Here is a 13133-nt window from a genome sequence, read left to right on the forward strand (position 1 = left end):
ACGTCGGTATTTTGCACCGGCTTTGTGGGCCTTAACAGAGCGCACGCAGGGAATGGCGCGCAATCAGAGATCGGCGTGGAATTCTTCGACCAGATGGCGGACGACGGCCTGCAGGGCATGATCATGGTCATCCCCGGCCTGGATCGCATCTTCATAGGCGCGGCGCTGGCGGGTGGAACTGGTCCCGGTGCGCATGATGTCGCGAATGCGTTCCAGTTCGGATACGGATTCGAAGAACCGTGCATCCTCTTCGATCAATTCCAGGATTTCCTCGAACAGTTCGGCAGCGGGCACGATCTCGCTGCGGCCAAAGTCGATCAGCCCCTCGCGAATCCCGTAGCGCTGTGCACGCCAGCGGTTTTCAGACACCAGAAACGCGTCGTAAATGCGCCAGCGCTGGTTCTTTTTCGCCAGCCGCCACAGCATCCGTGTCAGGGCCTGAACCAGAGCAGCCAGGGTCAGCGTATGCTCCATCCGGGGCTGGACGTCGCAGATACGGGATTCGATGGTGGGGAATTTCGAGGAGGGGCGCAGATCCCACCAGACTTTCGAACTGTCCTCGATCACGCCGAGATCGGTGAGCACGTTGACCGAACGTTCGAATTCCCCAAAGCTTTCCATGCGCGGGGGCAGGCCGGTTCGAGGCAGGTTGTCGAAAACTGTCAGGCGGTAGCTGTCGAGGCCGGTGTCGCGGCCCTGCCAATAGGGCGAGGAACACGAGAGCGCCAGCGTGTGCGGCAGGAAATAGGTCAACTGATTGATCAGGTCGGTGCGGCGATCACGGTTTTCGATGCCGACATGCACATGCATACCGCAGATCAGCATACGGCGGACGACACCCGCCAGATCATGCGACAGATCGTTGTACCGTTCCTTGTCGGTATGGTGTTGATCGCGCCAGTCCGAGAACGGATGACACGACGCGGCGATGGGGGCGAGGTTGAACTTGGCGGCGTTTTCCGAAACGCAGCTGCGCAGATACCGGAGATCCTCGCGCGCCTCGGCCACGTTCTTGCAGACCTTGGTGCCAATCTCGATCTGGCAATTCAGGAATTCCGGGCTGACCTGATCTTCGAGCTTGCTTTTGCAGGCTTCCATCAGCTCGGGCGGGGCCTCGGCCAATGCCAGGCTGTCGCGGTCAACCAGAAGGTATTCTTCTTCGATGCCAATGGTGAAATCAGTGTCTGATGCCAAGCGCCCCTCCCGCACAGAGTTTCGCTCAGGATGCCCCGCGGTTTCTTGTTTGGCAAGCGATAGGGTTTCATGACGAAGGTGCGCGGGATCGGTCCCTGTTGGATCGTCCGAATATCAATCTGTGCCGGAGGTTAGTGATTCGCCCTTGATGCCCATAAATTCGATTGCAGGAGGGGTGGTTCGCCGCAGTTTGACCGGAAATACGATATGCCCTTGAAAAAAATGACTAATCGCTGATGTTTTCCTGATTTACCGCTAATGATCGCGATCGACCAATAAAACAAAGCCGTTAACCATGAATGGCGCGATTTGTTTCCATTTCCGGGACGCTGTGTCGCGCTGGAAAGACAACCAAAGGCGTTTTGGTGCATGGCCTCTGAGGGGAAATTCAGTTATTAAATTTTTCAGGAAATGCGACACCACTGCACGCTGGGCTTTCAGAGAATTTCAGGTTCTGCGTCGCGCAAATAGATATGTATGTGAAAGGGTTAACCAGTGATGAGATTCACTACCTTGATTACCGCAGCTGCGATTGGTTTCTTCGCAGCCGGTGCAAATGCGGCAACAGTCACCTTTGATCTGCAAGGGTCTGACCGCGGCAACTATGACAGCCTGCCATCGTCGTTCTCCATGACGCAGGGTAGCCTGACCGGCAATTTCGATGCCAAATCCTTCTCAAAGGTTTCGGGGCGCAATGGCAAAATTACCAGCGGTACGGTCGTCGATGGCCGCATCGGTCGCTATTATGGTGGTGCAGGTGTCCTGAACTCGCGTGGCGACGGCAGCCACACCGTCGATGGCAACGGCTGGGATGACTTCATCCAGATTTCCTTTACCCAGTCGGTTCTGATCAAGTCGATCTCGTTCGGCTACTACGATGCGTGGGATTATTTCCGCATTCTGACAGATGCTTCGGGTGACGGCGCTATCGGCGTTGGCGACAGCTATTCCGCCGCGTATCAGCTTTTCAACCATAACCCTTTCACAGGGTTTGCCGGGCTCAGGACCAACGTTTTCGCGGTTGCGTCATTTGGCAACAAAGACAGCTGGAAACTGAAAAGCGTTACGGTGGAATATGACGACCCCAATGGCGGGGTCGTGCCACTGCCCGCAGCGGGTTGGCTGATGCTGGGCGCGCTTGGCGGTCTGGGCGCGTTGCGTCGCCGCAAGAAAGCCTGAACCACTTAATCCGTGGTCACACATTCAAACCCGGAGGCTGATCTGGCCTTCGGGTTTTATTTTGTCTGAATGCCGGGGCTTGAGACGCTTGGGCCTGTCAGCGGGGCGGTGACAGAAGTTCAGCGCGGTTGCTTTTGGCCAGCTCGCGCGTTTGGGCATCCATTTCGGCAAAGCGCGAGGGCAGGGCGTGCCGAAGCAAGGACACCGAAATCTGCCCTTCCGAATGAAGCTGATCGGCCAGACTTGCCGGCTGGGCCGGTTCCTGCGGAGCGGATGGCGCCGGGCGTTTCGGCCGGGCCGGGGCGCTCTGGCAGGGGTGCTGAGCCGTGTGCGCCACAGGCTGCACCGGCGCGCGCGTATGCGTGTGTGCAAATCGCGTGTAGCGTTTCTCCAGTTCCGGCGCGTGCAAATCCTGTTGCGCCTGTTTGCTGCCAAACAGTTTAATCATGCGACATCCCCATGTTGCGTCAGCGTTAAGGCTAGGTAACGAATGGGACGAAATTGTGTTAAGAACCTGACTAACCGATGCCGCAAAAGGAAAAGCGCCCGCCGGGGGCGGACGCTTTGGGTTAAGGCGCGATGGCCGGAAAATCCGAGGTGGTTTTCGGGCGCAGATCGCGCAAAGCCATTGGGTGATCCGGGATCAGTCCATTGCTTTGAAGTTGAATTCTCCGCCTTCCTTGATGCCCGATGGCCAGCGGGCGGTCACGGTCTTGGTGCGGGTGTAGAATTTGAAGGAATCCGGGCCATGCTGGTTCAGGTCGCCGAACATGGATTTCTTCCAGCCGCCGAAAGTATGGTAGGCCAGCGGCACGGGGATCGGCACGTTGATGCCGACCATGCCGATATTGATACGGTGGGCAAAGTCGCGGGCAGTGTCACCGTCGCGGGTATAGATCGCGGTGCCGTTGCCGTATTCGTGGTCGAGCGCCAGGCTGATCGCCTCTTCATAGGAACCTGCGCGCACGGTGCTGAGGACCGGGCCAAAGATTTCCTGCTTGTAGATATCCATGTCGGGCGTGACGTGGTCAAAGAGGTGTGGGCCGACGAAGAAGCCGTTCTCATACCCTTGCAGTTTGAAATCGCGGTTATCGACCACCAGTTTCGCGCCCTGGTCGACGCCGGACTGGATCAGGCCCATGATGCGTTGCTTGGCGGCGGCGGTCACGACCGGGCCGAAATCGACATCATTGCCATCGGTATAGGGGGCCACGCGCAGTTTTTCGATGCGCGGCACCAGCGCGTCGATCAGACGGTCGGCAGTTTCATCGCCCACGGGCACGGCGACAGACACGGCCATGCAGCGTTCGCCCGCCGCGCCGAAACCGGCACCGATCAGCGCGTCGGCGGCCTGATCGATATCGGCGTCGGGCATGACGATCAGGTGGTTCTTGGCGCCGCCAAAGCATTGCGCACGTTTGCCGTTGGCGGTGGCGCGGCTGTAGATATATTGCGCGACCGGGGTCGAGCCCACGAAAGAGACACCACCGATGATGTCGTGATCAAGCAGGGTATCCACGGCTTCCTTGTCGCCGTTGACGACCTGGAAGACACCCTTGGGCAGACCGGCCTCGACGAAAAGCTCGGCCAGCATCAGTGGCACCGAGGGGTCACGTTCGGACGGCTTCAGCACAACGGCATTGCCACAGGCGAGCGCCGGGCCCACATGCCAGAGCGGCATCATGGCGGGGAAGTTGAAGGGCATGATCGAGGCGACAACACCCAGCGGCTGACGCATGGAATACATGTCGATGCCGGGGCCGGCGTCATCGGTGTACTCGCCTTTCAGCATCTGCGGTGCGCCGATGCAGTATTCGACCACTTCGAGACCGCGTTGCAGATCACCCTTGGCGTCGGGGATGGTCTTGCCATGTTCGCGGCTGAGCGCTTCGGCAAGCTTGTCCATGTCGCGGTTCATCAGGCCGACCATCGCCATCATCACGCGGGCGCGTTTCTGCGGGTTCGTGGCGCCCCAGGCGACTTGCGCCGCGGCGGCGTCTTCGATCGCCTTTGTGGTCTCGGCCACGTTGGCCATCGGGCATTTCGATTGGACCTCGCCGGTGGCGGGGTTGAACACATCGTCAAACCGGCCGGACGTGCCTTTGGTCTGTTCGCCGTTCAGAAAGTGCGTCAGTTCTTGCATTTCGGTCCTCCTCTAAAGTTGCGCGCAGGGTAGCGTTGCAATTTTCATTGTAAAAGGGGCAATGTTCCAAAAGAGATTTGCAAAAATGCAAAGCCCCTGGTGAAAGGATCGCGCGATGGACACGCAATGGGATGATCTGAAGATATTTCTGGCGGTGGCGCGACGCGAAAGCCTGTCTGCGGCGGGTCGGGTTTTGAAGGTCGATCCGGCGACGGTGGGGCGGCGGATTGCCCGGCTGGAGGCGTCCTACGGCGCGCCGCTTTTCGCCAAATCGCCCACGGGCTATGCGCTGACCGATGCGGGCCAGCGATTGATGGGGCATGCGGTGCGGGTCGAACAGGCGATGGAAGATGCCGCCGAGGAGATGCGGGGCACGACCGGTAGCCTGAGCGGACAAATCAGAATCGGTGCGCCGGACGGGTCGGCAAATTTTCTGCTGCCGCAGGTCTGTGAGCGGATTGCCGACGATAATCCCGATCTGGATATTCAGCTGGTGGCCCTGCCGCGGGTGTTCAACCTGACCCGGCGCGAGGCGGATATGGTAGTGGCGGTCAGCCCGCCCAACGCCGGGCGCCTGACGGTTCAGAAGATCGCGGATTACAAGCTGCATCTGGCGGCGTCGAAGAAATACCTGAAGAAATATCCGCCAATCACGTCACTGGCGGACCTCAAGGGGCACCGGATCGTGGGCTATATCCAGGACATGATTTTCGACAAGGAACTGGATTACCTGAGTGAAACCGAGGTCGAGCGGGTCAATCTGGCCTCGAATTCGGTCTCGGTGCAGATCAACTGGGTGCGACAGGGCAGTGGCATCGGCATCGTACATGATTTTGCCATTCCCTGGACGCGCGGTTTGCAGAAGATCCTGCCCGATCAGGTCAGCCTGACGCGAAGCTTTTACCTGGTGCGTCATGCGGATGACCGGCGGCTGGAGCGGTTGAACCGTTTCGCCACGGCGCTTGTCGACGGCATGCGGCACGAGGTAGCGCGACTCGAGGCGCTCACTTGACAGGGGGGTGCTCATGCGGGAACCTCGGGGAAGCGAAACAATTTATAGCGGAGGCCTGCCATGCTGGTGCAACAAATCCTTAAATCCAAGGGCGATGAGGGCGTTATCACCATTAAACCCGGCATGCTGGTTTCCGAGGCAGCAAGCATTCTGGCGGAAAAGCGGATTGGTGGTCTGGTTGTGTCACAGGACGGGGACAGTGCCGATGGCATCCTGTCCGAGCGCGATATCGTTCGGTCGCTGGCGATGCGCGGGGCCAGCTGCATGAATGACAAGGTTGAGGATTTGATGACGCGCAATCCGGTTTGCTGCTCCAAGCAGGACACGTCCGATGCGGTTCTGACGCGCATGACCGATGGCCGTTTCCGCCATATGCCGGTCGTGTTCGATGGCAAATTGGTGGGGATCGTGACGATCGGCGATGTGGTCAAGGCGCGGCTTCAGGAACTGGCGATGGAGAAAGATGCCCTGCAGGGCATGATCATGGGGCATTAGCGGCTTTCATTAACCACTTGCATTCCGGGCCACAGTATTATTGCGTGCCGCCCGACGCCATATTTCAAGGAATCTGCCCATGCGCATCGGCCTTTACCCCGGCACGTTCGACCCGATTACCCTGGGCCATATCGACATCATCCGCCGCGCCGCCGTTCTGGTCGACAGGCTGGTCATTGGCGTGGCGATCAACCGTGACAAGGGCCCGCTATTTTCGCTAGAAGAGCGCGTGGCGATGATTGAGGCAGAGTGCAAGGCCTTGTCAGCACAGACCGGGACCGAGATCGTGGTGCATCCGTTCGAGAACCTGCTGATCCAGTGTGCCCGTGACGTGGGCGCGCAGATGATCGTGCGTGGCCTGCGGGCGGTAGCCGATTTTGAATATGAGTTTCAGATGGTTGGGATGAACCGGTCTATGGATGCGTCAGTAGAGACGGTATTCCTGATGGCGGATGCCAACCATCAGGCGATTGCTTCGAAACTGGTTAAGGAAATCGCGCGGCTTGGCGGGGACATCACCAAATTCGTGACGCCCGCCGTGAAGGACGCCTTGTTGCGCAGCTATTCCTGATTGGAGGGAACCTGATGGCTGAAATTTTCAGGAATTCCGCCCCGGCGCTGCCGCGTCCCAAGGCCGAGACACTGGTGCGCCGCACGCAAGAGGCCGCGTGGCAGGAAACCGGCACCGAAGGGTTCCTGATCAAACCGCTATATGAGGACACCGCATCGGCTCAGCGGACCTGGTTGATGAAGGTCGAGCCCGGTGCGCTGGCACCGTCCCACGCCCATGACGAGACCGAACAGATCTATGTCATCGAGGGTACGTTCTATGATCAGGAAAACACCTATGGCCCCGGTGATTTTGCGATCCGAGCGCCGGGTGTGATGCATACCGGTGGTAGCAAGCACGGCGCGATCGTGATGCTGGTCTATAGCTGATCCATCTGCCAGAGTTTCCTGGGCAGGGCGGGCGCAGTTTCGCACGATTGACCATTTACACAAAAAAGATTGACGCGGTGGCTGGGTGCTGAGGTCTTAGCGCCAAAAGGCTAGCCATTCGATTAGGTCGGCCAGTTTGCGACTGAGAAAGAGCGTGCCTGCCCAGTCGTAGCTGTACCAGTCGATGCCAAGCGCGATCAGGATGATGCAACCCAGCACTACGGCGATCTGATTGGTCATCTGGTCCTGCCCGCGAAACGAAATGTCCCGCCCGGTATGCCGGACGGGACGAATTTACGCAAGAATTCAGGGGTTAACCCAGTTTGCCCATCAGCACGGCGACATCTGCCATGCGGCAGGAAAAGCCCCATTCATTGTCATACCAGGCCAGAATACGCACCAGGCGGTTGCCGATCACTTTGGTCTGTTCTGGCGCAAAGATCGAGCTTTCCTCGGTGTGGTTGAAGTCGATCGAGACCTTGGGTTCGGGATCGTAACCCAGCACACCCTTGAGCGGCCCGGCGGCTGCCGCGGCGACAACCTCGTTCACATCCGCTTCGGTCACGTCTTTCTTGGCAACGAAAGTCAGGTCCACTGCCGACACGTTCGGTGTGGGTACGCGGATGGCCGAGCCGTCCAGCTTGCCTTTCAGTGCCGGCAGCACCTCGCCCAATGCTTTGGCAGCACCGGTCGAGGTCGGGATCATCGACATGGCGGCGGCGCGGGCGCGGTAAAGATCCTTGTGGCGGCGGTCCAGCGTGGGCTGGTCACCGGTATAGGCGTGGATCGTGGTCATGATGCCGCTTTCGATGCCGATGCCTTCGTGCAGTACCTTGGCGACCGGGGCCAGACAGTTGGTGGTGCATGACCCGTTCGAGATCATGTTCTCGCCCGCCTGAAGATCGCCGTCATTGACGCCGAACACGACCGTGCGGTCGACGTTCTTGCCGGGCGCCGACAGCAGCACCTTCTTGGCACCGCGCTCAAAGTGCTTCTTGGCCTTTTCGCCATCGTTGAACTTGCCGGTACATTCCAGCACGACATCGACACCGGACCAGTCCAGCTCGTCCATGTCATAGGTCGAGAACATCTGCATCGGACCCTTGCCCAGATCCATCGTGCCATCGCCCAGGGTGATCTCATTGGCAAAGCGGCCATGCACGCTGTCATACTTGATCAGATGCGCGGCTGTTTCCAGCGGGCCGGTCGCGTTGACTTTGACGACTTCGATATCGTCGCGGGTGCTCTGTGCGATATGAGCCAATGTGCAGCGACCGATGCGGCCAAAGCCATTGATGCCGACTTTGATGGTCATGGCAGGTTCCTCTGATGCGGTTTCTTGCCTGCGATATAGACGGGCGGGATAGGCCCTGAAAGGCGAAAATCACCTAAATTTCGCGTGTTAGCGATAAACACTGTCCACGGTTTGGCAATGGTTGATCTGGTTGCGCTAACGGCTGGTAACCGGGGGAGATGTGGCACGATGACTGTTTTGATGCTATCATGCACGCCATAGTTGAAGTGGTCCTTTGGACCTGAATTGAAACAGAGTGATTTCCTATGCGAGCCGTCTGGTGCTCTGCGGTCCTTTGGATCGCGCTGATCTTTGCCGTGATGCCTGCGCCCACAGTGGCGCAAGCCCAGAATTCCGGAACCCGGCAGACCGGGGCCGCCGATCAAGGCCGTCAGATTGTGAACCCCCTGATTGAGGGGGTGTTGCAGCAGATGCTGGATCAGATGGCGCAGCCCCCTCGTGATCCTCCTGTAGTGCCTAATGACGATGTCCAACAGCCGCGCGGCGATAATACCCCAGGCGCGCCCGATGACGTACAGGCCGCCGACCGGGTGGGGCCGGTTGTCTCGCTGGACAGGTCCGTATTCCAGAGCCGAAGCAGGGCGGCGCTTGTCCGGGCGAAGATTACCGATAGCAGCGGGATTGACCGGGCTGTAGTGACGATCGGAAACCGGCAGGTGACCATGCGGGCCACGGGCCAAGATGTCTTTGAGGCTGGCGTGCCGCTTGCGCCCCATTACCGACCGATAGCGGTGACTGTTCAGGCCTGGGACAGGCGCAGAAACGCTTCGGCCATTGTGCCTTTGGCCGTGCGCCGAGTACCGGCTTGCGGGGCTGCTGATGATGTCAGCGTGTCACTGGTACAGTCCGTCCAGCGCAGCCTTGCGGCCCTGAACCGATACGGCGGGGGCATCGACGGTTTGGCGGGCCCCAACACGTGCCGGGCCATCGCGGAAGCAGGTATTGCAACGCCTTTCAGCTGGCCCCAGATCGCGCAGGAGCTTGAGACTCAGGTGGCCCTTGATCTGATCGCTTTGCAGGTCGACGCCCCTGCGGAAGTTCTGGACGAAACGGGCACGATCCGCGTCAGCGTCCTTGATCCGCGCCGGACCGGTGCGGTTACCTGGGTCCGAATGCTGGTCGATGGGGTAATGGCGGAAGAGGTGCAAAACCGGTCGCAGGATTTGTTCTTTACGGTGCCTGTTGCCGAAGGGACCACCCGTCAGGTCACCTTTCTGGCGCTGGATCGAAGCAAAAACAGACCTCTGACGCAAGCGCGCGTCGTGCTGTCGCGGCCAGAGGCGCTGCGGCTTGAGCTGAGCGCTGAGGGGATGCTGGGCAATCGGATCGAAAGCGAAGACGCGCAGATTATGGTGACGGCCAGCATCAGTGGCACTCAGGAAGCGCGGGTATTTTATGAGGATACTCAATCGCTTGAGCGTGGCGCGCGGGACTATGTTGGACGCCCGGTCACCTTCATGCTGAGCATGCCCGCGCCGGGTGCGCGCACGCTCGTGACCTTTTGGGCCGAGAGCGGGCGGCGTACCGTCCCACGGCAGCGGCTTGAATTGGTGCGAGTCCGTGTGCACGTGCCCGTCATCTGGATCGGTGATCTTGCGCTGTCTCCGATACCAGTGGCGGATCCGGGGTGGAGCTATACACCCGTGCCGCCACCGGGCCGGGCCGAGGTGCCGGCGAAATTGGCGCTGGCAAGCGCTGATCGAAGACCTGGGGCGGTATCTCCTCTGCCGGTGGTGCCGCGCGCTGGATTGCAATGGTGGGTCGTGCCCGCCGGGTTGGGTCTGGTTCTGTTGCTTGGCGTGGCCGGGCTGATCCGAAAAGCGAAATCGCGGCCATCTGACATATCAAAAGCCCCTCCCACGCTGCGTGTTGTGGCGGTGCCCGATCCTGCCCCTTCAGTCGAAGTTGCAGGCGCCGATTTGCCGGGCCTGATGTTGACGGTCGAGCCGGGGTCGCGGGGCAAGGTCGCTTTGGAATTCGAGGAAACATTGGAGGATGCAGCGCCATGACCAATCAGACAATCGCCGAAAGCATACCACCCGCGGAATTCAATAACGTTGTCGAGGCTGTGAAATCCGCGCTCAAATACGGCGATTCCGGCGTGCGGTTGACAGGCGTCGGGCTGGACGCCGGCACCTTGCAGAAAAGCGTGGCGGATGCAGTGGAAAGCGCGCTGTCGATCTCGGTTCTGGATGCGCTGCTGAAGGGGTGGTACGGGGCCAAGAGCATTGTGGCGCTGACCGGTGAAGAGGGCCCGATGGATGGCAAACCAAGGGTTGCCGCACTGGCCAGTCACACGCTCAAGGTTTCACACAAACCGGAAATTCGCGTGAGCCTGGGGGAAATGCTGGATATCCGTACCATCGCGCTGCCGGTTACATTGAAGGTAGAAGCGTCGGGCGTGGCGCTGACGGTTGTGGACCGCACGATCACCAGGGTTTCAGCCGGGTATCTTCAGCCCAAGGTGGTGGTGAAGGTGGAGAAAGTGAAGGTGGTGGACGCTAAGCTGCCTCGGGTCGAGATGTCGGGTAACTTGCTGACAATGCAGAAAGATACTGCCAGGGTCGACGCCCTGGAGGCTTAGAATCTAGCAAAGACCGACACATGGCTTTGGCGTGGTGCTGTGCCGGATATGACGTTGGTTTTACGTGTTGTGGGGCGGCGGGCGAGAATTTGCTTCCTGATAATGTGTTTATCCACTCACCGATTCCGTCGGGCGGAAGCATTATTCGCATTGATCTAATTATGTGTTGTGACGCATCTGAACCCGACCAAGCGGATGGCCGGGCTCTTGCATTTTTGTTCTCGATCAGATCAGGGATTTGACCCTTTCTGCGACGGCCTCGGCGGTGATGCCGAATTTCTCGTAGAGTGTGCCGGCAGGGGCCGATGCGCCAAAGCTCCACATGCCTACGAAACCGGCTTTGGCTTCGCGGCCCCGTTCGCCAAGCAACCAGCGGTCCCAGCCTTGCTGAACAGCCGCCTCGACACCGACGCGCACTGGACCGCCGGGCAGGATGCGTTTGCGATAGGCTTCGTCCTGGTCGGCAAAAAGCTCCATGCAGGGCATCGAAACGACACGCGTGCCGATGCCTTGGGCCTGCAACATGTCGCGCGCCTTCATGGCGATTTCGACCTCGGAACCGGTGGCGATAAGGATGGCCTGACGCTTGCCATCGGCATCGGCCAGAACATAGGCGCCCTGCGCGGTCAGGTTCTTGTTCTTATGCTCATGCCGAAGGGTGGGCAAACCCTGACGGGTCAGCGACAGCACCGAAGGTGTCGATTTTGAGCTGAGCGCCAGTTCCCAGGCCTCGGCTGTTTCGACCGTGTCACAGGGGCGGAAGACCCGCGTGTTGGGGGTGGCGCGGCTGATTGCCAGATGCTCGACCGGCTGATGGGTCGGGCCGTCCTCGCCCAGACCGATACTGTCATGGGTCATGACAAAGACGGTGGGCACTTTCATCAGCGCGGCCAGACGCATGGCGGGGCGTGCATAATCGGTGAAACACATGAAGGTGCCGCCATAGGGACGGATGCCGCCATGCAGCGCCATGCCGTTCATCGCGGCAGCCATGCCATGTTCGCGAATGCCCCAATAGACATAGCGCCCTTTACGATTATCGATGTCGAAAACGCCCAGATCACCGGTCTTGGTATTGTTCGAGCCGGTCAGGTCGGCCGAACCGCCAACGGTTTCGGGCATGATCGGGTTGATCACCTCAAGCACCATTTCAGACGATTTACGGGTCGCCGCTTTTGGTTTTTCCTCGGAAATCTGCTTTTTCAGCGCCTTGATGCGGGCGGAAAGCTTGGCGGGAACATCACCGTCAAAGACGCGTTTGAATTCCGCCTGACGCCGCTCGGATACCTCGCCTAGACGCGCCCGCCATTCGGCATGATCCGCCGCGCCGCGCTGGCCGATTGCTTCCCACGCGGATTTGACATCGGCAGGCACCTCAAACGGGCCGGTTGTCCAGCCATAGGCGGATTTGGCGGCGGCCATCTGCGCCTCATCCGTCAGTGCGCCGTGACCTTTGGACGTATCCTGCGCCGCGTGACCAAGCGCGATGTGGGTCTTGCAGGCGATCATCGTCGGCTTCTTGGTTTTCTTCGCAGCCGTAATCGCTTCGTCAATCTCATCGGGGTTATGGCCATCAATTTCGATCACCTGCCACCCGGCGGCGCGGAAGCGTTTTACCTGATCGGTCTTGTCCGACAGTGAGACCTTGCCGTCGATGGTGATGTCATTGTTGTCCCAGAAGACGATCAGCTTGCCCAGCGAATGCCGACCGGCAAGGCCGATCGCCTCGTGGCTGACGCCTTCCATCAGGCAGCCGTCACCGGCGATGACATAGGTATAGTGATCTACCAACTTGCGGCCATAGCGGGCGCGCAGGATTTCCTCGGCCATGGCAAAGCCCACGGCATTTGAGATCCCCTGGCCCAGCGGACCGGTGGTGGTTTCAATGCCCGCATGCAGGAAGTTTTCCGGGTGACCGGCGGTCAGCGCACCCCATTGACGGAAATTCTTGATCTGCGCCAGATCCATGCCCTTGTAATCGGTGAGGTAAAGCAGCGAATAGATCAGCATCGAGCCGTGGCCAGCGGACAGGATGAACCGGTCGCGGTCAGGCCATTCGGGTGCGGCGGCGTCGAATTTAAGGTGCTTTTCATAGAGGACCGTGGCGACATCGGCCATGCCCATCGGCATGCCAGAGTGACCGGAATTGGCGGCATGAACCGCATCAAGGGTCAGCGCGCGGATGGCGGTCGCTTTGGACCAGTGATCGGGGTTGGCTTTGCGCAGGGCGGCGATGTCCACGGGGAGTTTTTCCTTTGGCAGTGGCAACAGA

Annotated in this window: 13 protein-coding genes; 7 read left to right on the forward strand and 6 right to left on the reverse strand. The window is 59.6% G+C overall.

Annotation, left to right across the window (positions count from 1 at the left end):
* Positions 1-63: 63 nt before the first annotated feature.
* A complete protein-coding gene (locus Q1B27_RS01060) occupies positions 64-1194 on the reverse strand; it encodes a carboxylate-amine ligase (protein ID WP_299842361.1) in 1131 nt (376 codons plus the stop codon).
* A 498-nt stretch (positions 1195-1692) separates the two neighbouring features.
* Here Q1B27_RS01060 and Q1B27_RS01065 point away from each other — a divergent pair, with 498 nt between their 5' ends.
* Positions 1693-2373: a VPLPA-CTERM sorting domain-containing protein gene (locus tag Q1B27_RS01065; RefSeq protein WP_299842363.1), complete on the forward strand. Its 681-nt coding sequence runs from the start codon at positions 1693-1695 to the stop codon at positions 2371-2373.
* A gap of 97 nt (positions 2374-2470) precedes the next feature.
* On the opposite strand, the gene Q1B27_RS01070 is transcribed toward Q1B27_RS01065, so the two are convergent.
* Both Q1B27_RS01070 and Q1B27_RS01075 read right to left on the reverse strand, forming a co-directional pair.
* Positions 2471-2821, reverse strand: coding sequence for a hypothetical protein (locus Q1B27_RS01070; RefSeq protein WP_299842364.1), 351 nt, complete (start codon positions 2819-2821; stop codon positions 2471-2473).
* 195 nt (positions 2822-3016) lie between these two features.
* Positions 3017-4516, reverse strand: a complete 1500-nt coding sequence (locus Q1B27_RS01075; protein ID WP_299842366.1) for a CoA-acylating methylmalonate-semialdehyde dehydrogenase — start codon at positions 4514-4516, stop codon at positions 3017-3019.
* A gap of 115 nt (positions 4517-4631) precedes the next feature.
* On the opposite strand from Q1B27_RS01075, the gene Q1B27_RS01080 reads away from it, so the two are divergent.
* The 4 genes from Q1B27_RS01080 (at position 4632) to Q1B27_RS01095 (ending at position 6962) form a co-directional block, all read left to right on the forward strand.
* Positions 4632-5528, forward strand: coding sequence for a LysR family transcriptional regulator (locus Q1B27_RS01080; protein ID WP_299842368.1), 897 nt, complete (start codon positions 4632-4634; stop codon positions 5526-5528).
* Positions 5529-5588: 60 nt separating this feature from the next.
* A complete protein-coding gene (locus Q1B27_RS01085) occupies positions 5589-6023 on the forward strand; it encodes a CBS domain-containing protein (RefSeq protein ID WP_299842369.1) in 435 nt (144 codons plus the stop codon).
* A 79-nt stretch (positions 6024-6102) separates the two neighbouring features.
* Positions 6103-6594: a pantetheine-phosphate adenylyltransferase gene (gene coaD / locus Q1B27_RS01090; protein ID WP_299842370.1), complete on the forward strand. Its 492-nt coding sequence runs from the start codon at positions 6103-6105 to the stop codon at positions 6592-6594.
* Positions 6595-6608: 14 nt separating this feature from the next.
* Positions 6609-6962 carry a cupin domain-containing protein gene (locus tag Q1B27_RS01095; protein WP_299842371.1) on the forward strand — a complete coding sequence of 118 codons (354 nt, stop codon included), beginning with the start codon at positions 6609-6611 and terminating at the stop codon, positions 6960-6962.
* A 96-nt stretch (positions 6963-7058) separates the two neighbouring features.
* On the opposite strand, the gene Q1B27_RS01100 is transcribed toward Q1B27_RS01095, so the two are convergent.
* Together Q1B27_RS01100 and gap are read right to left on the reverse strand one after the other, a co-directional pair.
* Positions 7059-7202 (reverse strand): hypothetical protein, encoded by a 144-nt coding sequence (locus Q1B27_RS01100; RefSeq protein ID WP_299842372.1) that lies wholly within the window; start codon positions 7200-7202, stop codon positions 7059-7061.
* 73 nt (positions 7203-7275) lie between these two features.
* The gene (gene gap / locus Q1B27_RS01105) at positions 7276-8277 is read right to left on the reverse strand and encodes a type I glyceraldehyde-3-phosphate dehydrogenase (RefSeq protein WP_299842373.1); all 1002 of its coding nucleotides are present in this window, start codon (positions 8275-8277) and stop codon (positions 7276-7278) included.
* 245 nt (positions 8278-8522) lie between these two features.
* Here gap and Q1B27_RS01110 point away from each other — a divergent pair, with 245 nt between their 5' ends.
* A complete protein-coding gene (locus Q1B27_RS01110; RefSeq protein ID WP_299842374.1) occupies positions 8523-10286 on the forward strand; it encodes a hypothetical protein in 1764 nt (587 codons plus the stop codon).
* Positions 10283-10861, forward strand: coding sequence for a hypothetical protein (locus tag Q1B27_RS01115; protein WP_299842375.1), 579 nt, complete (start codon positions 10283-10285; stop codon positions 10859-10861). Before Q1B27_RS01110 ends, Q1B27_RS01115 begins: the two co-directional genes overlap by 4 nt.
* Before the next feature lie 225 nt (positions 10862-11086).
* Here the strand turns inward: Q1B27_RS01115 and tkt are convergent, their stop codons facing one another.
* Entirely contained in the window at positions 11087-13102 is a 2016-nt protein-coding gene (gene tkt / locus Q1B27_RS01120; RefSeq protein WP_299844816.1) for a transketolase, read from the reverse strand.
* Positions 13103-13133: the final 31 nt, after the last annotated feature.

Source organism: uncultured Roseovarius sp. (assembly GCF_947489715.1).
Taxonomy (GTDB): Bacteria; Pseudomonadota; Alphaproteobacteria; order Rhodobacterales; family Rhodobacteraceae; genus Roseovarius.